At 57.0% G+C, this 23,526-nt stretch carries 22 protein-coding genes; 10 read left to right on the top strand and 12 right to left on the bottom strand.

Features of this window, described 5'->3' with window-relative positions:
• Positions 1–290 precede the first annotated feature (290 nt).
• Positions 291–1,859, top strand: coding sequence for an acetolactate synthase large subunit (locus LC334_RS22025; RefSeq protein ID WP_306372167.1), 1,569 nt, complete (start codon positions 291–293; stop codon positions 1,857–1,859).
• A 242-nt stretch (positions 1,860–2,101) separates the two neighbouring features.
• Positions 2,102–2,500 (top strand): Rid family hydrolase, encoded by a 399-nt coding sequence (locus LC334_RS22020; protein ID WP_223413122.1) that lies wholly within the window; start codon positions 2,102–2,104, stop codon positions 2,498–2,500.
• A 217-nt stretch (positions 2,501–2,717) separates the two neighbouring features.
• Here LC334_RS22020 and LC334_RS22015 read toward each other — a convergent pair whose 3' ends face one another.
• The 5 genes from LC334_RS22015 to LC334_RS21995 all read right to left on the bottom strand — a co-directional run bounded on the left by LC334_RS22015 (position 2,718) and on the right by LC334_RS21995 (position 7,101).
• Positions 2,718–3,326: a ferric reductase-like transmembrane domain-containing protein gene (locus tag LC334_RS22015; protein ID WP_085802497.1), complete on the bottom strand. Its 609-nt coding sequence runs from the start codon at positions 3,324–3,326 to the stop codon at positions 2,718–2,720.
• Between the two features lie 20 nt (positions 3,327–3,346).
• Positions 3,347–3,835, bottom strand: a complete 489-nt coding sequence (locus LC334_RS22010; protein ID WP_085802496.1) for a peptidase associated/transthyretin-like domain-containing protein — start codon at positions 3,833–3,835, stop codon at positions 3,347–3,349.
• Between the two features lie 117 nt (positions 3,836–3,952).
• Entirely contained in the window at positions 3,953–4,774 is an 822-nt protein-coding gene (locus LC334_RS22005; RefSeq protein ID WP_085802495.1) for an MBL fold metallo-hydrolase, read from the bottom strand.
• Positions 4,775–5,192: 418 nt separating this feature from the next.
• Positions 5,193–6,443, bottom strand: coding sequence for a Zn-dependent hydrolase (locus LC334_RS22000; RefSeq protein WP_085802494.1), 1,251 nt, complete (start codon positions 6,441–6,443; stop codon positions 5,193–5,195).
• Entirely contained in the window at positions 6,436–7,101 is a 666-nt protein-coding gene (locus LC334_RS21995; protein WP_085802493.1) for a DUF1028 domain-containing protein, read from the bottom strand. The genes LC334_RS22000 and LC334_RS21995 overlap by 8 nt, the downstream gene beginning before the upstream one ends.
• Positions 7,102–7,201: 100 nt before the next feature.
• Here LC334_RS21995 and LC334_RS21990 point away from each other — a divergent pair, with 100 nt between their 5' ends.
• From LC334_RS21990 to LC334_RS21970, 5 genes are read left to right on the top strand one after another with little or no spacing between them, the layout of a single operon-like run.
• Positions 7,202–8,782, top strand: coding sequence for an ABC transporter substrate-binding protein (locus LC334_RS21990; RefSeq protein ID WP_085802492.1), 1,581 nt, complete (start codon positions 7,202–7,204; stop codon positions 8,780–8,782).
• A gap of 58 nt (positions 8,783–8,840) precedes the next feature.
• A complete protein-coding gene (locus LC334_RS21985) occupies positions 8,841–9,788 on the top strand; it encodes an ABC transporter permease (RefSeq protein ID WP_085802491.1) in 948 nt (315 codons plus the stop codon).
• On the top strand, positions 9,785–11,650 hold the full coding sequence (locus LC334_RS21980) for a dipeptide/oligopeptide/nickel ABC transporter permease/ATP-binding protein (RefSeq protein ID WP_085802490.1): 1,866 nt from the start codon (positions 9,785–9,787) through the stop codon (positions 11,648–11,650). Before LC334_RS21985 ends, LC334_RS21980 begins: the two co-directional genes overlap by 4 nt.
• A complete protein-coding gene (locus LC334_RS21975) occupies positions 11,647–12,606 on the top strand; it encodes an ABC transporter ATP-binding protein (protein ID WP_139836552.1) in 960 nt (319 codons plus the stop codon). The genes LC334_RS21980 and LC334_RS21975 overlap by 4 nt, the downstream gene beginning before the upstream one ends.
• Positions 12,575–13,339 carry a FadR/GntR family transcriptional regulator gene (locus tag LC334_RS21970; protein WP_223413121.1) on the top strand — a complete coding sequence of 255 codons (765 nt, stop codon included), beginning with the start codon at positions 12,575–12,577 and terminating at the stop codon, positions 13,337–13,339. The genes LC334_RS21975 and LC334_RS21970 overlap by 32 nt, the downstream gene beginning before the upstream one ends.
• 462 nt (positions 13,340–13,801) lie before the next feature.
• Here LC334_RS21970 and LC334_RS21965 read toward each other — a convergent pair whose 3' ends face one another.
• A complete protein-coding gene (locus LC334_RS21965; RefSeq protein ID WP_085802488.1) occupies positions 13,802–15,400 on the bottom strand; it encodes an ABC transporter substrate-binding protein in 1,599 nt (532 codons plus the stop codon).
• Positions 15,401–15,481: 81 nt separating this feature from the next.
• Positions 15,482–16,276, bottom strand: coding sequence for a dimethylarginine dimethylaminohydrolase (locus LC334_RS21960; protein WP_085802487.1), 795 nt, complete (start codon positions 16,274–16,276; stop codon positions 15,482–15,484).
• A 162-nt stretch (positions 16,277–16,438) separates the two neighbouring features.
• On the opposite strand from LC334_RS21960, the gene LC334_RS21955 reads away from it, so the two are divergent.
• Positions 16,439–16,858 (top strand): Lrp/AsnC family transcriptional regulator, encoded by a 420-nt coding sequence (locus LC334_RS21955; protein WP_176237796.1) that lies wholly within the window; start codon positions 16,439–16,441, stop codon positions 16,856–16,858.
• A gap of 360 nt (positions 16,859–17,218) precedes the next feature.
• Here the strand turns inward: LC334_RS21955 and LC334_RS21950 are convergent, their stop codons facing one another.
• From LC334_RS21950 to LC334_RS21935, 4 genes are read right to left on the bottom strand one after another with little or no spacing between them, the layout of a single operon-like run.
• Positions 17,219–17,698: a hypothetical protein gene (locus tag LC334_RS21950; protein WP_085802485.1), complete on the bottom strand. Its 480-nt coding sequence runs from the start codon at positions 17,696–17,698 to the stop codon at positions 17,219–17,221.
• Positions 17,695–18,825, bottom strand: coding sequence for a DoxX family membrane protein (locus LC334_RS21945; RefSeq protein ID WP_176237795.1), 1,131 nt, complete (start codon positions 18,823–18,825; stop codon positions 17,695–17,697). Before LC334_RS21945 ends, LC334_RS21950 begins: the two co-directional genes overlap by 4 nt.
• Positions 18,826–18,853: 28 nt before the next feature.
• Positions 18,854–19,495 carry an NAD(P)-dependent oxidoreductase gene (locus LC334_RS21940; RefSeq protein ID WP_085802483.1) on the bottom strand — a complete coding sequence of 214 codons (642 nt, stop codon included), beginning with the start codon at positions 19,493–19,495 and terminating at the stop codon, positions 18,854–18,856.
• Positions 19,496–19,523: 28 nt separating this feature from the next.
• Entirely contained in the window at positions 19,524–20,393 is an 870-nt protein-coding gene (locus tag LC334_RS21935; RefSeq protein WP_085802482.1) for an EamA family transporter, read from the bottom strand.
• Between the two features lie 80 nt (positions 20,394–20,473).
• Here LC334_RS21935 and LC334_RS21930 point away from each other — a divergent pair, with 80 nt between their 5' ends.
• Complete coding sequence (locus LC334_RS21930; RefSeq protein ID WP_085802481.1) at positions 20,474–20,962, top strand: MarR family winged helix-turn-helix transcriptional regulator; 489 nt, start codon at positions 20,474–20,476, stop codon at positions 20,960–20,962.
• 534 nt (positions 20,963–21,496) lie between these two features.
• On the opposite strand, the gene LC334_RS21925 is transcribed toward LC334_RS21930, so the two are convergent.
• Positions 21,497–22,417: a LysR family transcriptional regulator gene (locus LC334_RS21925; protein WP_085802480.1), complete on the bottom strand. Its 921-nt coding sequence runs from the start codon at positions 22,415–22,417 to the stop codon at positions 21,497–21,499.
• A gap of 89 nt (positions 22,418–22,506) precedes the next feature.
• Here LC334_RS21925 and LC334_RS21920 point away from each other — a divergent pair, with 89 nt between their 5' ends.
• Positions 22,507–23,370 (top strand): NmrA family NAD(P)-binding protein, encoded by an 864-nt coding sequence (locus tag LC334_RS21920; RefSeq protein ID WP_085802479.1) that lies wholly within the window; start codon positions 22,507–22,509, stop codon positions 23,368–23,370.
• The last annotated feature ends 156 nt before the right edge of the window (positions 23,371–23,526 follow it).

The following is a 23,526-nucleotide window of genomic DNA, read 5'->3' as shown; positions in this document are numbered from 1 at the left end:
GCTATACGAGTGTCGTGAAGAGGCCCATGTGGCTCTCGGAAGCTTTGCAGCACCCTTTTGAATCGAGGTTGGTAGGGTGTCACGGGCGGCCCTAACCAGACATTCGGCCACTAGTCACGATTCTGCGATTGCAGCCCGCATAGCCGCCATTCATGCAGTGCACAGCAATATTGATATTAAGACGCCAACTTGGGAATAGTTGAAATTTGAAGACCCGCGAGTGTTCACGGGCGTTTTCACTTACATCGGGACAATCTGTCTCCTAAACTTCGCCAGACCCTTACTAAACGGTGGATCAAGTGAACGGCGCAGAATCGTTAGTCAAAACCTTCTTGCACTGTGGCGTGGATACCGTTTTTGCCAATCCTGGCACATCTGAAATGCATTTTGTCGCAGCCCTTGATGACCACCCCGAGATGAATTGCGTTTTGTGCCTTTTCGAAGGTGGTACGACGGGCGCTGCAGATGGCTACTATCGTATGAAGCGAGACGTTGCAGGTACGTTGCTTCATCTTGCGCCAGGGTTTGGCAACGCATTTGCAAATCTACATAACGCCCGAAAATCCGGTTCTGGGATTGTGAATGTGGTCGGAGATCATGCAACGCATCACCTGCGCTACGAAAGCCCGCTCAAAGGCGACATCGTCGGCATCAGTCAGGCCGTGAGCCATTGGACACGGGTTTCTGGGGATGCCACGAGTGTTGCCGGGGACGGTGCTGCAGCAATACAGGCTGCCCGATCTCAAAACGGCCAGATTGCCACGCTGATCCTTCCTGCCGACACCGCTTGGGAGACCGCCAATGGCCCGGTGACGACAATCTTGCCAACCCAGCGATGTCATCGCCCGTCCATCGATGATATCGAAGCTGCGGCTGCACGCCTGACTACGCAACAAGCTGCCCTTATGATTGGGGGGGCCGCTCTTTTTGGGCCGCTTCGCGAACTGGTTGGCAAAATTGCGGCGGAAACAGGATGCCGGGTGCTGGCCGACACGCTGATTCCCCGCATCTCAAAGGGTGCTGGGGCGACAAAATTGGATCAGTTGGTTTATCCGATCACTCCCAAAATCGCTCAGCTTGATGGCACATCCTCAATCACCTTGTTAGGCACCGACAGGCCCGTCGCTTTTTTTGCCTACCCGGGTAAGCCAAGTGTCCCAGAGCCATCGGATTGTCCGGTTATAGATCTTTGTAGCCCAACGGATGATATCGACTGGACGCTTCAATCCCTGGCGGATGCCGTCGGGGTGTCCAGCACAACCTCGGCGAACACATATCCTCTCGAATTGCCTTCCATTCCTAGCGGACAGCTGACGTTGGCGAAGGTTGGTCAGACCCTGGCGGCTCTGATCCCCGAGAACGCTATTTTGTGCAATGAATCAGTGACTTCCGGGTTCCACGTCATTCCACCGACCGCCACGGCTCGGCCGCACGATTTGCTTGCCGGAACGGGTGGGGCAATCGGCCTGTGTCTGCCCTGCGCAACCGGCGCGGCGATTGCCTGTCCGGATCGGAAGGTCATTGCCCTGACGGGTGACGGCTCAGCCATGTACACATTGCAATCCTTGTGGACCATGGCGCGCGAAAACCTCGACATAACCGTGATCGTATTTGCTAACCGAGGGTATCAGATCCTTCGGGATGAGCTTACGAATGTCGGTGTAGAGAGCTTTGGTCGAAATGCTCAGGCAATGTTTGATGTAGAGAATCCAACGCTCGACTGGCTGTCGTTGGCAAAGGGGCATGGTGTACCGGGGACACGTGTCGAAGAGATCGAGGGTTTTGCCAAGGCACTGTCTGCCGGAATTTCCAGCGACGGTCCTTCCTTGATCGAAGTTGTTTGCCCCTCACTCGCTTGAATGCAACCTCGTTTGCAAAAAGAACGATTTGCGAGATTGACTGGACCTCGCGGCCCAGAGCCGACCATGAGCATTGCTCTTGAATGCTGCAGCCGCAGCCCGCATTGCGGACCATCGCTGCAAGCGCATAGCAGATGGCTCTCAGATGGCGCAGCGCGGACAAACCGGCCTTTGTCATTCAGTACAGGTTTTTGGCCAAAACGTGCTAGCATCGGCACGAAAACAACAGTGGGAGCGGACAGATGACCCTTGAACGCAGACTGATATCCAACGGGAACCCGATGGAAGACGTTGTTGGTTTCAGTAGAGCCGTCCGGGTCGGCCCTTTCATCGCGGTCGGCGGCACCGCACCGGTTGATGCTGAAGGTAGGACTGTGGGTGTTGGAGATGTTTTCGCACAAACAACGCAGTGTTTCGAGATCATCAAAGCCGCCTTGGAAGATGCTGGGTCCGGGCTACATGACATCATCCGCACCCGTGTTGTCTTGACCGATATTGACAACTGGAAGGAAGCAATCGAAGCACGAAAAGTCTACTGCCAGACCGTAAAGCCGGTTGATACGATCATGGCCATCGATAGTTTCGTCAACCCGGAATGGCTGGTTGAAATTGAAGTAGACGCGTTTGTCGCCAACTCGTAAAGCATGTCCACTTCGGGCTCTCTGCCGACTTCGGATGCTACGCAGCATACGCTGAACCGCGAGGAAGTACGCCTTTAAGGACGACCCGAAACAGCCGTTCACCATATGAGCCCCGTGGATCGGCGCGACCGCACAAACCGAACATTGGCTGTAGGTGCAGAAATTTAGGTGCAACTATCGACATGGGGCTTAAACCTGCCACGCACCGTGCTTTGAACTAGCGCGATGTTGTTCGATAGGCCCACACCCGCAGAGCGGCCAGAGCCTTCACGGTCGCCGTGAGGACCAGCACGCAAAGCGCTACCTTCGACATCGTCTCCATTGTTCCTTCAATCAACATTGCATGCACCACGCTTCCCACAACAACAACCGCCGCAAGGGCCGTGTGGCTGCGACGCCAAAGATGCGGTCGCAGACGCAATCGTCGGCGCAGCAAGCCAAGCTGCGCCGCAGCAAATACGGCCCACATGGCAATCACGCCCCAGGCTGAAAATGGCGTCGGCGACGTGAACAGGAGTGCATCGATTACATCTGGCGGGCTGGTTATCCAAAGTGCCACAACGTGGACCACAACGCTCACAACCATTACGACCCCGACCCAGCGATGCGCTTGCCGCCCACGAAGTCCAGACATACCCGGCAGGTATCCCGCCACCAACAAGGGCTGAACAAGCAGGAGGGTCATGGCGAATACTCCCGCAAACCCGGCCAAGATGTAGATCGGATCGCGCCATGCAAGAAGCGGGCTTGATGCTGACATGGCAATCGGTGCGGTGACGGCAAGGGCGAGAGCCATCCAGATCAGCACAGCACGAACCAAAATCATTCGCTTTTTGCCCAGTCCAATCAAACCGGCTGAAGGACGAAATGCGCCTCAAGTTCGGTATCGCTGGCGCTCGACATCACAGGACGCAGAAAGACAGTCTCGTAGTCATCGCTGTCATAAGCAAGGTGACCGTGTGGTTGCCCGAAGGCCGGGACAATTTGCGGCATTTCAAGGCGGAACATCCCGTTCGCGTCTGTAAGGGTGGCCCCATGACTGTGAGGGTCGCGCTCATGTCCTTCGGTCGTATGCGCCCAGATTTGAATGCGTTGGCCCGAAAGCGCGGAACCGTCACCCGCGCGGCGCACAGTGCCCGTCATCCAGAACCCGCCGCCTCCGATCCGATCTACGATAGGCGCGCCAGGCAAATAGTTGTTCGACCCACCCCGCATCGAGCGTGTTGGCGCAAGGCTTTGAGCCCGCACCGGCACAACGAAGCTGGACGTTCCGGATATCGCAATGGCACCGCCTGCGACAATCAACTTGCGGCGAGTGATCAGCGAATGTGTCATTTTGAATGCCTCCTCTTGAGCCTCTGCGTGCTATGCAGATTTGCGCAAGTGCGCGCTTTTTTCGCCAGCATTACACCACAAACTTCTTTCGCATTCGAACGGGCAGTTCAGTTTACGTCAATCGGCTTGGCCAGAGGCTTTCAGATAGCGCGCCATTCCCTCGATATTCTCGCCACGCCATGCATCGTATTGCCCCCAATCTTTGTATGCGTCCATCGTAACCTCGGATTTCAGTTGCTCCACCGATTTTCCGGCCTTCAGACCGTCAAGCACCTCAGCTTGCAGATCGACCATGTAGGTATATGCGTTTACAAGATCGTCCTTCGTTCCAATGGCTCCGTGACCTGGCGCAAAGATTTCAAAATCCAGTGCCTGCGCAGCTTCGAGCTGTTGGAACCACCCGCCGATATCCGAGCGGGCAAAATCACGATATGGAAGCCGCTTGGGCGCCGCGACATCGACAATAAACGCAACATTCTCGGGTCGAACGATCGTGACCAGCATGTGATTGTCGTGGCCTGCGCCAAGATTGGTAAGTTCGATTGTTTTCCCGCCGATGGACAATGAATGTGTGTCCCCAACACGCAGGTCGGGTGTGATGCCATTGATCTCATCCGGAGCGTCCTCGTGGGCGATCACAATGGCGTCTTTGTGCGCACCACCGCCCGAACCGTGATCGCCGTGACTGTGTGAATAGATCAGGTGGCTAACTTTTTCCTGTCCAATCTCACCAAGGTTTGCGTTGAGCCATTCGCCAGCCTCGGCATTTATCGGATCAACGCGGACAACACCTTCCGAGGTCGCCACCAGAAGCGAGTTGTGAAAGTTATTTCGCATCAAATAAACGTCGCCAGTCACCGGTTCGATGCTGCGTGTCACGTCCTGAGCAAACGCCGGAGCGGCCAAAACGGCCATATAAAATCCTACCAGCAGTCTCATCAGGCCCTCCCAGGGTTACAGAGCGAATTGGATTAAGTATGCAGTCGGCCAACATTTTCGTCGCGTCAAATTCCTGTGAGCACATCTGGCGGCGAATTATTGCGTATGTGGTCGTTTCAGCGAGGACCGAAATCTGCTCCGACGCTGCTCACGAAGACGTGCCGATCATTACATCAAGATCGGCCCTAACCGGACGTTCGCGTCGGTCTTAATTCATCCTGTCCGCTTCCCGAAAGCCGCCGTTCATGCATCTTGCAGCATTCTTGGGTTCATGAGTGGCAGCAGCGCGGACCAAACCTGTCTGCCGAGCTAATTGTCCAGCTGTCCGGTGAGAGGCCGTTTTCGGATGTTGGTGACGTTTTACGGTAGGGTCAACGCGGTTGCTTTTGTTTGCCCTGAAAAACGGATCGAGTTCGGGCTACAGCGAACCTCGGTCATCACGATCGACATCGTGTCCGATAGACGTCAGGAACCTTGAAAGAGCGGAAGTGGCTAGCGCCATGTCTTTGGCCGAAGCGAGTTCTTCGGGTTTGTGGCTTACGCCACCGCGGCATCGAACAAACTGCATGGCGATCGGGCATAGATCTGCCATCGCTGAGGCGTCATGGGTCGCACCGGAGGGCAAAAGCAAACCGCGCGCGCCAGACTGAACGGCAGCCGATATGAGGCGGCGGGACAGATTTTCGCTACAGGGCTGTGCCACCTGGACATAGGTCCGCTTGGCTTCGATTGTCAGGGAGCGCCGCGTCGCCAGGTTCTGGGCAAAGTCGTGAAGCGTTTCCCCGGCCTTGCTGCGGATGTCGTCTCCGGGCGAGCGGAACTCCGACGTCATCCTGACAGCGCGTGGCACCGCGTTGACGACATCGGGCTCAACCGTCAGGGCACCGACCGTGGCACGCAGATCGGCGGTCTGCTGCCCCAGCTTTTCAACTTCCAAAACGAGTGCGGCCGCTCCGACAAGCGCATCACGCCGCCCTTTCATCGGCAAGGTACCGGCATGGCCGGTTTCGCCTGTCACCTTGATCTCGTGTCGTTCGATACCGCAGATTGCCGTAACGACTCCAATGGCTTCGTCCTCGTGTTCAAGGAAAGGGCCTTGTTCGATATGCGTTTCCAGAAACCCGATTATGTCGTCAGGATCACGGCGAAGCGCGCCGATCCCCGAAGGCTCCAGCCCGAAAGACTCCATCGCATCGCGCAACGTGACGCCGTTGCCGTCGCGCATGTCCAAGACGGACTGCTCAAAGGTGCCTGCCAAGGCGCGGGACCCGATTAGGGCGGTCGGAAAACGCACGCCTTCTTCGTCTGCAAAGGCCAGGACTTCGACAGCGAAGGGCAGATCAGCACTCTCGTCCCGTAGCTTCTCCAGAGCCAGGATCGGCAGGACCACACCCATAACCCCGTCATATGCGCCACCCTCGCGTACCGAATCCTGATGCGATCCCATAAGAAAGGTTTTGCTGCCCGGTGGCCCGCCGCGCCGTCCGATAAGCGTACCGGCAGCATCCAGCGAGACCATGAGCCCCGCGGTCTCCATCGCCGTTTGCAGGATATCGAGCGCTGCGCGGTGTTCGGGCGTAAACGGCAGGCGTGTGACTCCGGGGCCGGGTTCCGAACAGGCGGCAAGATCGTTCAGCAATGCCTCAGCGCGCTGGCCCCAGTCAGTCAAGTATACGCCCCCTGTCATTCAGGACGGGCACCTGTTCGGCCCATCTCGCATATGCGCCGGAGGTCGCAGCGCCGTGCAGCGCGACCAGCGCGCCGACGGGGTCGTCCGGGTGGTGATCAATCCGCAAGGTCAATGGCGGTCTGTCCGGGTGCAGAACCAGCAGCGCGGCGGAAAGGAGGCCGCGGAAATCGCCACCTTGTTCAGTGGCGGCCTGCAAGGCGGCAAGCAGCCGGTGATCGAAATCGCCCTTCGCTGTCGTGAAGCGTTCGACCATCGCGTCCATTACGCTGGTTTGGGCCAGCATGTTGCCAGAAACGACCCCATTTGCAAAAGCGCGATCCCCCTTCTCCGGTTCGTTCGACCCCCCGGTAAAGACACCGATCCCTCCGTTCCGGTCGAGCGCGGCCAGCTGGCGAAAGTCCCGGCCACTATCTGTGGCCGTGACCGTCTCGACGGCTTGGGCCGCGCTGTGCCCCTCGCGCATCTCCGCCAGAACCTCCTCGCCCCAGAAGGTCGATGGGGCCGCTCCCTGGCTGGCGGACATGCCAGCGGCAAGGTCTCCGCGCAGCACCCAGCCACCGACGCAAAGAGAGCCGGTCGCCGCGGCGCCTCCGATGGCGCCGGTTTCGGGATCACGTGCAAGAATCGAAAACGTCATGCTTCACCTTAGCTGGGTTATAAGTATTTATCATGATAATTTGACGATTGCAATTTATCATGATAAATATAGTGCCAGAATTTCAACAGGGAGTAAGACAATGACACTCATGACCTGGACCCGCCGGGGTGTGATGGCCGTAACCGCTGGGGCGGTGCTTGCCATTGGCGCCGTCGTGTCTCCTGCTGCTGCGCAAACCCCGCCCGGGGTGCTGATCGTCGGGCAGATTGCCGAGCCGAAATCGCTGGATCCGGCGGCCGTGACCGCGGTGAATGATTTCCGGATTCTCGTGAATGTTTACGAGGGGTTGACCCGTTACAAATCCGGCACGCTCGAGGTTGAACCGTCGCTGGCCACCGACTGGTCGATCAGCGATGACGGCACGGAATACACCTTTACCCTGCGCGACGGGGTGATGTTCCATGACGGCACACCTTTCAACGCTGCAGCGGTGAAGTTCAATTTCGACCGGATGCTCGATGAGAATCACCCGTTCCACGACACCGGCCCGTTCCCGCTCAGCTTCTTTTTCGGCGCGGTGCAATCGACCGAGGTGGTCGATGACATGACGGTGAAATTCACGCTCAACGCGCCTTATGCGCCGTTCCTGTCCAATCTCGCCTATCCCACCGGCCTGATCGTTTCACCCGCCGGGGTCGAGGCAAACGGCAAGGAATTCGGCCGTAACCCGGTCGGCACCGGGCCGTTCAAGTTTGCCGAATGGCGCTCGAACGAGGCGGTCGTGGTTGAACGCAGCGGCGACTACTGGGGCGAGGCCGCGGGCACCGAGGCGGTCGTGTTCCGCCCGATCACTGACGCCAACACCCGCGTGGCCGAGATGTTGGCGGGGGGGATCGACCTGATGGTCGAGGTGCCACCCACCTCGCTTGGTCAGTTCGAGGGGGACGGCTTTTCGGTCGCCGAACAGGCGGGTCCGCATGTCTGGTTCCTGATCCTGAACGCCAAGGAAGGCCCCTTCGCCGACAAGAAGGTGCGCCAGGCCGCCAACTACGCGATCAACAAGGAAGCGATCGTGAACGACGTGCTGGAAGGCACGGCCACCGTTGCCGCTGGTCCGACGCCGCCCGCCTTTGCCTGGGCCTATAACGAGGCGCTGGACCCATACCCCTACGACCCGGAAAAAGCCAAGGCACTGATCGCCGAGGCTGGCGCCGATGGGGCCGAACTGACCTTCTACGTGACAGAAGGTGGCTCGGGCATGCTCGATCCGGTGCCAATGGGGACGGCCATTCAGGCGGACCTCGAGGCCGTGGGCTTCGACGTGAAGATCGAAACCTATGAATGGAACACGTTCCTGGGCGAAGTGAATCCGGGTCTGGAAGGCAAGGCCGACATGGCCGAGATGGCCTGGATGACCAACGACCCCGACACGCTGCCTTACCTGGCGCTGCGCTCCAAGGCATGGCCGTCGGATGGTGGCTTCAACTCGGGCTATTATGCAAACGATAAGGTCGACGAACTGCTCGAGGCCGCACGCACCGCGACAGATCAGGACGAGCGTGCACGGCTTTATCGCGAGATGCAGACCATCGTGCAGGATGATGCGCCCTGGGTCTTTGTTGCCAACTGGAAACAGAATGCAGTGACCAGCAACCGGGTGGAAAACTTCGGTCTGGAGCCGTCCTTTCTGTTGCATCTGCAGGGCGTCGTGAAAAACTGACGCAAACTGCATCGGGCCGGTCTTGCAACTGGCCCGATGTTAACGCAGCGAGGGCAAGATGGGCGGTTACATCCTGAAACGGCTGATTTCGGCCATCCCTGTCCTGCTGGGGATCACGATCATCGTTTTCCTGATCATGTCGCTCATTCCCGGCGATCCGGCAACGGCAATCCTGGGCTCCTACGCCACGCCCGATAACGTCGAGAAGCTGAACCGCGACCTGGGGTTGGACAAGCCCATGGTGCAGCGGTATTTCATCTGGCTTTCTAATATGTTGACTGGCGATTTTGGGCGCTCGTATTCGCTCAACCGGCCCGTCATTGACGAGGTGATGGAGCGGTTCAACGCGACGCTAATCCTGGCAGGCACCGCCTTTGCCCTCTGTTCTCTGCTCGGTATCCTTGCCGGGGTCGTTTCCGCTGCGCGGCAATACGGGATTGCCGACAAGGCAATCACCTTCGTGGTGCTGATCGGCATCTCGGTGCCGTCCTTCTTTCTGGGCATGATGATGATCCTGGCTTTCGCGGTGAACCTGCGTTGGCTGCCCGTGTCGGGCATGTTCGCGATCTATGGCGGTGGCGATGTGCCGGATCTTCTCCACCACCTGATCATGCCGGCGCTGGCGCTGGCCGCCGTCGCCACTGGCGTCATTGCGCGGCTCTCGCGCTCGGCCATGCTCGAGGTGCTGCGGCAGGACTATATCCGCACCGCTCGCGCCAAGGGCGTGCCGGAGCGCCGTGTGATCATGGGCCATGCCCTGCGCGCCGCGATGGTGTCGATCATCCCGGTCTTAGGCATTCAGGCCGGGTTTGTCCTGTCGGGCGCGGTCTATATCGAGATCGTGTTCCAATGGCCCGGCGTCGGGCGGATGCTGGTCGATGCGATCCTCAAACGAGACCTGTTGCTGGTGCAGGGCGGCGTGGTTTTCGTTGCCGCTTGCTACGTGCTCTTCAACATCGCCGTGGACGTGACGCAGAGCCTGCTTGATCCGAGGATCAAGACATGAGAGCTTTTCTCAAGCTCCTCTTCCGCAACGGGCTCGCGGCGATGGGCGCGGTGGTGCTGGCGGCGATCCTGATCCTTGTGCTGATCACGCCGCTTTTGCCACTACAGAACCCCGACAGCACCGCCACCGCCGACCGGTTCCAGAAACCGTTTTCCGAAGGTCACCCGCTGGGCACCGATCATCTGGGTCGCGATCTGCTCAGCCGCCTGCTGCACGGCACGCGTTTGTCGCTGGCCGTCGGCATTGCAGCGGCGCTGATCGCCGCCACCATCGGGTCGGCCATCGGGATCATCGCGGGGTATTTCGGCGGGCGGACCGACAATATCATCATGCGCGGCGTCGATATGCTGATGGCCTTTCCCTACATCCTCCTGGCGCTGGCCATCGTCGCCGCGCTCGGCCCCGGGCTGATGAACGCGCTGATTGCCGTGGCCGCCGTCAACGTCCCGTTCTTTGCGCGAAACATCCGCGGCATTACCGTCGGCCTCGCGGGTCGCGAATTCATTGATGCCGCCCGGCTGGCAGGCATGGGGCATACACGGATCATACTCACGGAACTCCTGCCCAATGTCTTGCCGGTCATCATCATCGCCATGTCCACCACCGTGGGCTGGATGATCCTTGAGACTGCAGGGCTTTCCTTCCTCGGACTTGGGTCACAGCCGCCACAGGCCGATCTGGGCTCGATGCTGGGCGAGGCGCGCTCGGCGCTCATTTCTCACCCGCATACGTCCGTGGTGCCGGGGATCATGATCTTCCTGATTGTCATGTCGATCAACCTGCTGGGCGACGGGGTGCGCGATGCGCTCGATCCACGGCTGCGCTCGGGCGCGCTCAGCCGTGCAAGCGCCACCACGCTTGTGGACCGCAAGAGCGACATTCCCGCCGCCACGGATGATCTGCTGGCCATCCAGGAGCTTGAGACGCAGTTCCATGTGGGCAAACGGAACTATCGCGCGGTAGGGGGCGTCAGCCTTGCCGTAAAACCCGGTGAATGCCTGGGCGTGATCGGTGAGTCGGGCTCGGGCAAATCCGTGACCGCGCTCAGCGTCATGGGGCTGGTCGCCTCGCCCCCCGGAGTGATCACCGGCGGTGCGGTACGGTTTCAGGGCGAAGACCTGATCGGTACGCCCTACGAGACGCTGCGCCAAAAACGCGGCGATCGGGTGGCATATATTTTTCAGGATCCGCTCAGCACCATGCACCCGCTCTACCGCGTGGGCCAGCAACTGGCCGAGGCGATCCGGTCACATCACAGGATCAGCAAGGTTGATGCGCGCGCCCGCGCCATTCAACTGCTCAAGGATGTGCGCATACCCAATGCCGAAAGCCGCGTCGACAATTTCCCGCATGAAATGTCGGGAGGCATGCGCCAGCGCGTGGGCATCGCCATGGCGCTGGCAAACGAACCGGAAGTAATTATTGCCGATGAACCCACCACCGCTCTGGACGTGACCGTGCAGGCGCAGATCCTGTCGCTGCTCGACGATCTGCGCCGCGATCGCGGGCTGGCGATCATCTTCATCACCCATGATTTCGGCGTGGTTGCGCAGCTTTGTGACCGGGTGGCGGTGATGTATGCGGGCCGGATCGTCGAAGAGGGGCCAACGCAAGCTGTCCTCGGTGCGCCTGCCCATCCCTATACCAAGCGCCTGATTGCCTGCGTGCCCGAACTGGGTGGCGGGCGGCGCGAACTGGCGGCCATCCCGGGTCTGCCGCCTGTCGTTGATGACCTGCCGCCGGGCTGCGCCTTTGCCACGCGCTGTGACAAGGCGCAGGAGGCCTGCCAGGCGGGCGATGTCGCGCTCAAGGGCGCGGCACCTCGTGCGGTCCGGTGCCTATATCCCGAGGAGGCTGTGTGATGCCCGCGCTCAAGGTCGAAAATCTCGCCAAGACCTTCCCATTGAAAAAGCCGCTCTTCGGCCCGGCCCCGCCCGGGGTGCGCGCGGTGCGGCCCATGAGTTTCAAGGTGGAGACCGGCGAAACCCTTGGCGTGGTGGGCGAATCCGGCTGCGGTAAGTCCACACTGGCGCGGATGCTGGTGGGGCTGCTGGAGCCCTCCGAGGGCAGGATCGAGATCGAGGGGCGCGCGCTTGACAATGCCGATCCGGCGGAATTCGGCAAGCTGATCCAGTATGTGTTTCAGGACCCGCAAAGCAGTCTGAACCCGCGCAAGACCATCCGGCAGGTGATGGAGGCCCCGCTGAAGCGGCTGCATGGGCTGGGCAGGACCAAACGCGACAGCCGGATTTCCGAGATCTTTGCCTCGGTCAACCTGCGCGAAGAGTTTCTTGACCGATACCCGCATGAATTTTCCGGCGGGCAGGCGCAGCGCATCGGCATTGCCCGCGCCCTAGCCGCCAGCCCGCGCATCATCATCCTGGACGAGCCGGTTTCGGCGCTCGATGTTTCCGTGCAGGCTCAGGTTCTCAACCTGTTGGCCGGGCTCAAGGCCCAATTCGGCCTGACCTATCTCTTCATCACCCACGATCTGGCCGTGGTCGAGGCGGTCAGCGACCGGATCGTCGTGCTCTATTTCGGCGCGGTCGTGGAAATCGGCAGGGCCGAGAGCATCTTTGCAAACCCCCGGCATCCCTATACAAAACTTCTGGCGGACAGCGCGCCGGTCGTCGGACGCCCGCTGACCGCCCCCGAGCAGAGAGGGTCCGAACTGCCCGATCCGCTCAATCCGCCACCGGGCTGCGCCTTTGCCGGCCGATGCCCGCGCGCGACCGATCTGTGCCGCGCGCAAGTGCCGGAACTGAAAGACATGGGAGAAGATCAACTTGCTGCCTGCCACCACCCACTCCAAGACTGAACCCAAGCTCAGCCGGCCGGTTCAGGTCGCCGAGGCGATCAAGGACTGGGTGGTCGAACGTGGCTTGCAGGCCGGAGACCGTTTGCCCGGCGAATCCGAATTGATCGAACAGTTTGGCATGGCCAAGGGCACCATCCGCGAGGCGATGCGGGTGCTTGAGGCACAGGGGCTGATCAAGACCCGCACCGGGCCGGGTGGCGGCAGTTTCGTGCACGACGTTAGCCGCCAGCGTGCTAAGGCCCTTCTTGGAAATTACTTTTATTTCAAAGATTTGACCATTGGTGACATCTACCAGCTGCGCTTGACGCTCGAGCCGGAGCTGGCCGCCGCCCTGGCGGGAAAGCTGCCCGAGGATGTGCTGCAGCTGCTTGAAGAAAACATCGCCGAATATTCCGAACCAACCACGACGCTTGACGAAGAGCGTGAGCAGCACGTCGCCTCGCTGCGCTTCCATGCCATCCTCGCGGAGCAGGCGAAGAACCCGCTGCTGGGGTTCATCATCGACTTCATGGTCAATCTGTTGACGGATCTGACCGTCTACCGGCGGCTTTACTCGCCGCCCAATATCGAGCTGTGGAAACAAGGGCGCGATCACCAGCAAAGGCTTGTCGTGGCGCTTCGGGACGGTGATGCCAACGGAGCCCGCGCCATCATGTCCGATCATATGGAAACCGCCTGGGCGCTGATGCGTCAGCAGGAGGTCGAAATGCAGAACCGCTTTATCTCGGAATAGAAATCTTTGGTGTTTTGAGTTGCCCAAAGTGCAAACCTATGCGCGGCCAACGTTCTAGACATGTCTGCTTTCAACTTGGAATTGGTTGTTCATCCATAGCGCAGCATTTGGAAATAGAGCTCACTGCGACTGTCGGAGCGCTTTCAGAAAGCTATGAAAGTCCCTGAGATCGATCACCAAGGACGGCCCAAAGCCGCCGTTCGACTGTTTCTCCACATACTGCGCTGCGGCCCGTCATAGCTGCCGTTCGTTGCGAGCGCGAAATCCGAGGCACTAAAAGCCACTCAGGCGGGCAGATCCGACTTTTTCTGTCGCAACGTTTGCTCACGCAGAGACGGGAAATTCAAACCACCCTTTCGCTGCATCAGATCACAAGCCAACCCAAGCCAGCGGACTGTATCCAGTCCGCTGGCTGAGCTTCTCAATTTTCCTCGAGAGCTTTGACAAGCCTGACGCCAAGCCTTAGGCAAACGACCACCGTTCAATGCAACGCTCGCCATCCATATCCCAGTTCGACCCCAACTGCGCTGGCGTCACGACGTTGTCGCGCGTACCAAAAACGTATGAGGCGAACATCGGGGCAATCAGACCGCCGTCGTTGCTCAGAAGTTCCTGCATCTCGTAGTACATGGTGCGACGCTTGTCTTCGTCGAGCTCTGCGCGCGCGGCGATCAGCAACTCGTCGAAACGAACGTTGGACCACCGTGTGCCATTCCAGGGTACGCCGCTCTGATACGCGGTCGAGAACATCTGGTCTTCGACAGGACGGCCGCCCCAGTAAACCGCGACAAAGGGTTTCACATTCCACACATCTGTCCAATAGCCGTCATTCGGCTCACGGACCGGTTTGATTTTGATCCCGGCCTTGGACGCCGAATTCTGATACAGAACAGCCGCATCCACAGAGCCAGCAAAAGCCGCATCAGACGCAGAAAGGTTGATATCAATCGAGTCGAAACCGGCTTTTTTCAAGTGGAACTTGGCCTTGTCTGGATCATATTCACGCTGCGGCAGGTCCTTGTTGAAGAACCGCTGCCCCTGACCGATGGGATGGTCATTCCCAATCACCCCGTATCCAAACAGAATTTTGTCGACGAGTTCCTGGCGGTCGATTGCGTATTTCAGTGCCAGACGAAGATCAACGTTGGTGTAGGGGTCCGATGTGCACATCATTTCGAACGTAAAATGCTGCGTTCCGGGAATAGAATGCACGGTAATACCCGGCACTTGTTTGATCCGCTCGACGGTTTTCAGGTCAAGCCGGTCAATCGCGTCCAGGTCGCCAGCGACCATCGCAGATGTACGGGCATTGGTATCCGTTATTGCCAGCATTTCTGCAGAATCAAAGAAGGCGCGGTTTGCGAGATCCCAGTGCCCGTCATACCGTGACAGATCGGACCGCACTCCTGGTTCGAAATTGTCCAGTTTGTAAGCGCCGCATCCGATGCCGGTATTCCAGTCAACGGCGCCGACTTCGGACAGACCAATCGGTATATGATAGTCACTCAGCACAAAGGGGAAGTCCGCGTTTCCCGAGTCGAGCTGGAAGACCACCCGATTGGGACCATCCGCGGCGATATCCGTGACAGCAGCAACCAGCGGCTTCGCAGCCGAGGTACTATCTTCGCCGCGATGTTGATTGACCGATGCAATAACATCCTCTGGTGATACCGATTTTCCATTGTGAAAGGTCGTTCCTTGGCGCAGATTGAAGCTCCAGGTTTTTCCGTCAGGTGAGGCTTCCCAACTTTCTGCGATCCCCGGTGCAAGGCTGCCATCCGGCGCGACTTCAGTCATGTATCCGTGGAAGGATTGCAGCAGGTTGACCATATAACCGTTTTCGGCAGTGCCCGGGTTCATCGTGTCGGTGGTCTGGCCGTGGCCTTTCCCCAATCTGAAAGTGCCTCCGCGTTTGGGCGCCGCGGCCAGTGCCTGATCGGCGACCATCGTCGCCGCTGTAAACGTCATGCCGCTGGAAAGCAGCGTTTGCATGAACGTACGACGGCTCATTTTACCGGATTGATACCGTGCTTTCAGTCGTTCAGGTATGTAAGAATTCATGTCTTTTCTCCCATTTATTTTTTAGTTGGTAGATTTGGCAGGCTCTGGGTTCGAGGCGTCCCAAGCGCGAATTTCCAGCCCTTAAGACCCCACTGAAAATCGCAGGGACATGCATGAAAGCCCGCCGTCAATTTTGGCGGCTTCCGAAACGCTCAAAGTCTGGACATCGTACCCGGCGCCGATCAGCAGCTTCTTTGTTTCAGGGAAGCCGGCGGCGCAAAAAACCTTGTCGTTGAAGCGGATCAGGTTTGCGGCGGGCTCTTCGCCTGCGGGGCAGGTGATGACCTCATATCCTTCGAAGCAACCACTTAGATCCTGAACCGCAAATATGGTCTGGTCGTCCAACAGGGCGCACCCGGTTTTGAAATGAAGGATATGTTCGGGGGTCTGCAAGATCCGCAGGGTCAATCCCATTTCCTCGACAATAGGGCGCAGCAATTCGACCCCGGCATTGTCGGTGCGGGCGGACAAGCCAACCAGCACTTCGGTTTCCGTGACCAGAATGTCGCCGCCATCCACGATGCCACCCTCGGGCAGTTCGATGATATTTTCAGCGCCCATGACTTCGGTCAGCACTTGCCGTGCGGCATCACGTTCACCAAAGCGGCTCTCTGCGCCCGGGCGCAGAATGATAGCTTTGCCCATCAGGCACAGAGCAGGGTCCTCGACGAACACGCTGTCTGGAAAATCTTCCAGTGGCGGCGCGACGATCACTTCAGCACCGGTCGCTTGCAGAGCTGCGTTGTAGCTATTGTGATCGTCCGCAAATTTTTGCGGATCCGGGTCTTGGCCACTGCCAGCGCGCAACCCTTCTGCAACACTCTCGCTGGGCGTGCGGGTTAGGGCGTGGGTAAACCGGTAAGATGAATGTTCCATGTTGTATGGCCCTTCAGCTAGCGTTTGGCCGGTCAACTCGACCGGGCACAGATGGGTGAACTTCTTGATTTGTGATCTTGTCTGTATGGATTGGTAGGTAATACAGATATTGTGATATATCTATTTGCATTTTTTGCTTTTTTGTTAATGATAAATATCATCATGGAAGATATTGACTCTGCCCTCATTGCTGAACTGCGTCGAAATGGTCGCGCGACAGTGTCGGAGCTGGCTTCAAACCTGGGCGTTGCCCGTGCGACGGTGAAGACCCATATGGACCGCCTTTTGAAGAGCGGTGACATAGTGGGATTCACTGTCGTCACTGACAAAGAGCCGGAAGCGGCAGCTTTAACAGGGCTGATTACGATTGCACTGGAAGGCGCAGCGATAGAAAGGGTTGTTTCACAGCTACGCAATCATCGTGAAATCACATCCATTCGCACCACGCATGGTGTCTGGGACATTATTGTTGAATTCGGCGTATCAACCGTGGTTGATCTGGACAACGTATTGGCAATGATCCGCGAGCAAAACGGTGTAACTCGCACCGAAACGAGTATTTACTTGCGGAATCGACTCTAGTCTTGAGTTTTTTCTCGTATATTTAGCCAAAGCGATAAGTAAATTAGCCAAAAGCGCTAATTGGGTTGATAGTGATTCTTCATCGTGGGCAGACGTGGACGGCCCTAACCGGACCTTGAGTGTGGTAGTTGAATGCTGCAGTCGCAGCCTGCATTGCTGCCGTTCGCTGCATGAGCGAAATTAAATATCGAAAAAAATTCACGGTCGACGGGACTTTCCTACCATACGGGGCGATAAGTCCCTGGTCAGATTGTGGGAATGCTTCAATAGAATGCGATGCCGGAGAATTGCCTGATCCGTTAGCTGAATCAGACCGGAACATTGCAGAAGAATCTAGGCGATCCTCAACCTGACATCGCCTCAGTTCTCAATGGTAAGCGAAGCCGAAATCGGCACGCCTGCAAGGACAAACTCAGAATGGTCATTTGCATTCAAACTTACCGAGATGACATGCTCGCCCTCGGGCAGTCCCGCAATATGGTAAGCCATTCCGTAAAGCCGGGTCAGTTTTGCCCCGTCCAAGTATAGATGCGCATGCCCTTCGTTCTGACCAGGGGCAAGATTGACCTTCTCAGGAGCAAATCTGAAGTTCTGAACATCCAGGTAGACGTTCCAGCCTGACATCGCATCGCGAACAACGTCAATCTCTACACTTGGGACTAGGCGCGGATCGACTTCGATCTTTCCGTGAGCCGCGGAATGGTCATGGGTGAAATGGATTGAGTGATCTTCGGGTATTGGCGACCCCGTCAGCGATGACAGTACGGCACCGACGAGGACGCAAACCACCGTCCAATAGAGTCCATATACGGGTTTGATTGGTACCATTTCCAACCTCATGACAAAGCCTCCTGCATTTCACTCCTCGGGGAGACATTGGTGATCTTGAGACGTTGCCCATATCCCAACAACAGCAGGATCAGGGCGGTCGCGATGATGGGCAAATGACCGATCAATTCCGTCAGGGCTGCCTCTTGTTGGTTTTGGAACAAGAACACGGCGTTCGATATCAACATTAGGCAGGCAACGGCGAGGATATTGAGGCGTGTTACGACACCAAGGATCAGGATGACACCAAACACCACTTCCATGACGCCGGCAGACAGTATGAACAGTTGGTCGTTGAAGCTTTCAAAACCCAATAGTGGCATGAAGTTCCATTGGTGATCGGCTATAAAAGATTGACCAAAGGCCGCGCCATGAAGCTTCTCTGTGATCCCCAGCGTTACGAGGGAAAGCCCCGTGAATATGCGCAGAACGTCGACCGAGAAAGGCTTTAGCTGTTCGCGCCAATGATCTGCTGGCAGAGAATTGAACAGCAAGAACAGTGAAATGCCGATGACGTTCACATATTCAAACGACCGGACAAATCCGAATTGAACCATCATTCCGAGAAACAGGATGATGATCAGGATTGCAGCGTGGTGGATAAAGTGATTGCTGAGCAGTAGAATGCCAATCGCTGCCTGCAACAACACCAACAGCGTGCCTAGAGTGCCATAGGCCTCGAGGTGCGGTGCAACCAGCGCACCTTCATAGGCTGTCAAGAGCAAGGACATTCCGGTCAGGATCCGCATCAACTCCATCACGTCATGGCGAACCCTGCTCTTGGCGATCGGAATGGTTGGCAATCTCGTATCGAGGAATACCGCGATGCCAACCATTGAAAGTGCCACTGCGATCCAAATCAGGACGGCAGGATCATAAAACGAGAAGGGTTGGAAGTTTTCAACCGAGGGATTGTCAGTATCCACGAACCAACGGACATGAGTATGGCCCATCTGGGTTTGAGCCAATACCGCGATCACGATCAAGAACAAGAGCAACCAACCTCGTCTGCGCCTGGTCCCAATCTTCGCCACGGTAGGCCACCCAAGTGTCGAGGCAAATTGGACGTTACACCTTTGGGGCGCCGGCGACATATGTGCAGGTTTTGTGAATTTTGCGTCAAACAGTTGATAGGCCATCTCTAAGGCTCCTCGTTCAAATCTCCGGTCAATAGGCCACGGTGAACCGTTCTTTTCGATGCCGGGCGGTCTGCGCCTCATCGATCATCGCGACGGCGAAGTCCTCCATGGCGATTGCAGAATTGCCGTCAGCATCGACCACAAGCGCGTCTGTGCCGGTGCGATACTGGCCAGTGCGCTCACCGGGCATCAGCATGGCCGGCGGGCACAAGTAGGTCCAATCCGCATCGATCTCGGTGCTGAACAGCTCAAACTGGGCCTGGCATGCCTGTGCGATGGGTACGACGTCAGCCGGCAGAAAGCCTGGAGCGGTCAAAACTGTATGCTGACCCAGGTCAGGCACTTTCAGGCTCGCGGCACCGCCTACAATCAGCGCTCGCACGCCGGTCTTGGCTGATGCGGTCAGAACGGATTTTGTCAGTTCAACCAGTATCTCTTCCTGGCCATCCGGCGGACGCAGCGCGCTGATCGCCAAATCGTGGCCAGTCATCAACTCGGATACCTGTTCCGTGTTGGTCACATCCGCGACCCGACCGGACGCCGAAGGCGGCAGGGTGTCGATTTGCGTCTCTTTTCTCACAACTGCTGTGACGGAGTGGTTTCTTGCCAGAGCTTCAGAGACGATACGGCTTCCGACGTCTCCCGTTGCGCCAAATACGATGATGTTCATGTTCTTTCTCCTTTTGGATTGAGGGTAATCAGGCGGGCGCTGCCAGACGCGGTTCGCGAACGGCAAGCTGGCTGATCCAGATGCCCGCCAGAACGGTGACAAATCCGAGGATTTGCAGATGGTTTAGGTGTTGATCGAGCGCCCACCACCCGAGCAGGAGGGCGGTCACGGGGCTGAGGAAGCCCAGAGATGAAATCGCAGACGGCTCCATCCGGCTGATCCCGCGGAACCAGAGGACATAGGTCAGCGCAGCCCCAATCAGACCGAGATACGCGATCCCCAACGCGTTTTCGGCGCTCAAGGCAGGCAGTGGTGGTTCCAGCCAAAGTGACAGCGGAAGCAGCAGCAGGCCTCCGGCGGACAATTGCCACGCCGTGAACGTCAGCAGGGATACCGGTGGTTTCCATTTCCGGCTCAGTACCGTGCCTGCTGCCATCGAAACCGCACCACCGATGCCCGCTGCAATACCGACAAAGTCCAGCGACGCGTCGGGCGTCAGGACAAGTAGCGCAACACCAGTCATCCCTGTGACGCCAGCAATAACCGAGAGCGCCCGCACGGGAGAACCCAGAAGCGCGAAGGCAAGAACGATGACGATCAATGGCTGGATTGCACCGACCGTTGCGGCAACCCCGCCGGGCAGTCGATAGGCAGCAACAAACAACAGCGCCCAGAAGATAGAGAAATTGAGGGCGCCGAGTAGCATAACTTTGCCCCACCATTCGCGGGTCGGCAGCTGGCGGACGACCAATAGAAGCAAGAGGCCGGCGGGCAAAGCCCTCAGCATCGCAATCGTGACCGGGTAGCCATCGGGCAGAAACTCGGTGGTTACGAGATAGGTGCTGCCCCATATGGCAGGAGCCAGCGCCGTCAAAATCAGATCTGTACCACGGGACATAACGCCCTCCTGTATTATCTTGACGTCAAGATATATATTTTTACCTTGACGTCAAGATAAATTTTCCAGACAATCTGACCATGGATCATATCGATAGAATTCTCGCCCAATGGCGATCCGAGCGCCCAGACCTGGAAGTCACACCGATGGGATTGATCGGTCGCTTCAAACGAGTGATGGCCCAACTCTCTCGGGAAATGGCAGAGACCTGGGCAGAACATGGCTTGAACGCGGCGAGCTTCGATGTTCTGGCGACTCTACGGAGGTCTGGTCCGCCCTATGCGTTGTCACCGAGCGACCTGATCGCCTCGACCATGGTGACGTCCGGCACAATGACAAACCGGATAGATCAACTGGAGAAGGCCGGACTTGTCGTGAGAAAACAAAGCGATGAAGACCGTCGCAGTTTTCTCATTTCTTTAACGGACGAGGGGTTTCGCGTCATCGATGAAGCCGTCACTGCCCATGTCGAAACCCAAGCACGGTTGGTATCGGGATTGTCTGAGGAAGATCGCGAGAAACTCGACGCATTGTTAAAAGTGTTCCTTGCGGGTTTTGAAACAAAGTAATCTATCCATTGGGAAAAAATAGTTTGAAGTCGCTGATGCGGACATTCATTGCTGACGCAACACCATGCTCTTGAACATGCGTCCGCCACCCCGAAACTCCGGTAGAATATGGCACATGAATGGGGGGCTAAGACACTCCCATGTCTGCTTTTGACTTGCAGAAAACGCCTCCGGGATGCATGGCTGCATTGCATTCTTGTCGCTTGTGTCCGGCTCAATTCCACATATTTAGTCAAAGATATCAGGTTGAACGATCTTGCAAACCGGAGTTTCACCAATGAAAAAGATCGATGTAAAACAAGACTACAAACGGTCAAAGTTTCTGATTGTTGCGATGCTGGCGCAGATTGTCGTGGTTTGGATTATCATGGGTATCTATTTGGCTTGGTTGAGCTGAGATCCAAGACGCGCACAGGGCTGTTCCGGTTCGCCGCTGTAGTACCGAGATGGCGATAAATTGTTGAAAGACGGCACCACAGGCTAGGTAGTAATTCGGTGAACTTCTTAAATCACAGCTTTGAGACGCAACTCAATTTATCGCAATTCTAGACATGCGGACTTGATCAGACGCCTCAACCATTGGTGTGCTGGGTCCTGCGTATAGCGTTCGTGCCAAATCTGCGAGACGGTAAAGGAAGGGGATTGGAGCTCTTTGGGCAATCGCGTCATATGCAGCGCATCTGTCATCACTTGCCTGGCGAGGAGTTCGGGCACTGTGATGATCAAATCTGTTGGCGCAATCACCGCGCTAATAGTCATGAATTGTGTAAGTCTGAGTGCAATCGTACGCTTCAGACCCTGCTCTTTCAAAACGTCGTCTATCCGGCCACCGCCTCTTCCAGTGATGCTCAGTAAGGCATGCGAGGCGGCCGCATAATTTTCGACTGTAATGCCATTGTCGAGGAGAGGATGGTCTTTGCGCAAAAGACAAACCTGGCGATCATCAAACAGCGCCTGAGCTGCAACATTGTAAAGCGTCGGTCCGTCATCAACCACGCCGAAGCCGAGTGAGATTTCGCCATTGCACAATCCCGTAATGCCGGTGGCCGAAAGGTTCTCCATCTCTATTTGAATTCGCGGTGCCAGTTTGAAAACCTGCGCCAGCACTGTTGGCATGATCATTTGAGCTACATAATCAGGGGCCATAATACGAAACCGGTCCTGCGCTTTGGACGGATCGAATACCTGCGGCTTGAATACGATCGACACTTGAGCCAATGCATCGCGAACCGGCGTACGCAGAGCTTCCCCACGAGGCGTTAGAACCATTCCCCGGCCTGAACGAACGAGCAGCGGATCCTTTACAACATGTTGGAGGCGATTTAGCGCCCGGCTCATGGCGGGCTGCGAGAGGTTAGAAAGCTCAGCAGCTTTAGTCACACTCTCAGTTTGCAACAAGGCATCGAGTGCTTTCAGGAGGTTGAGATCGATGCTGGATACATTCACTTCATGCATACATTAGATATTAAACATGCATTTTATTTATTCAACTCTTCCTTCTAGGTTTGGTTCATCGAATTCAAACCAACCAAGGAGACATCATCATGTTTGTCATTTCAGGAGTAACCGGAAACACAGGTTCCATTGTCGCTCAAACTCTCATCGACCAGGGACAACCGGTTCGGGTCATCGTGCGCTCTGTAGAAAAGGGCGACGCATGGAAAGCAAAAGGAGCTGAGGTAGCTGTCGCAGAGATCATGGACAAGGATGCCATGACCCAAGCACTGCAGGGAGCCAGTGGAGCATACTTCTTGCTCCCACCCGATCTCACGAATGAGGACTTTCTGGGTGACAGTCTGAAGCGTGCTGATGTCATTGTGGCTGCCGCAAAGGCAGCACGTCTACCCCATGCGGTCATCCTTTCGTCGGTCGGCGCGCAGCACAGTGACAAGGTTGGCCCTATTTCCACAATCGGACATATGGAGAGACTGTTCGTTGCAGCGAATATCCCTCTGAGCGCTGTTCGGCCCGCCTACTTCCTTGAGAATATCAAAGACCTGATGCCGGTAGTGCTTCAGGAAAGCGTCTATCCCAGCATGATCCAACCGCTCGATTTCAAGATCGACATGGTTGCAACAAAGGATATCGGATTGACGGTGGCTGATGCACTGATCAATCCACCTACCATCCAACACCGAGTGATTGAACTCAAAGGCGCCGAACAATACTCTGCTCAAGACATCGCCGCCGCGCTCTCAAAATCGCTGGGCCGCCACATCTCGCCGGTTCCGGTCCCACAAGAAGCCTGGGTCGACACTTTCAAACAAAGCGGACTTTCTCAGCAATCGGCCGAAACCATGGCAGAGATGCATGAAAACATAAACAATGGACGCATTGAATTTCTAAATCCGAATGCCAGAAAGGCCAGCGTCGACTTGGCAAGCTTTGTCGAGAAACTGGTCGCATAGGCTTATCGAGAACAGGAGGCTCCGCATGCATCGCCCTGCGGGGCCGCCTCGCCTGCTATGGTACCGCTTGATGGTAAATACTCTGTCGTGTCTGAAAGGCTGATGGCTGAATACAAAACGACTGTATAGCAAGCGAAAATGCCTCTAACCTTTTGG

The organism is Roseovarius aestuarii, from assembly GCF_019966515.1.
Classification (GTDB): Bacteria; Pseudomonadota; Alphaproteobacteria; order Rhodobacterales; family Rhodobacteraceae; genus Roseovarius; species Roseovarius aestuarii.
This window is presented reverse-complemented; position numbering and strand designations above follow the sequence as displayed.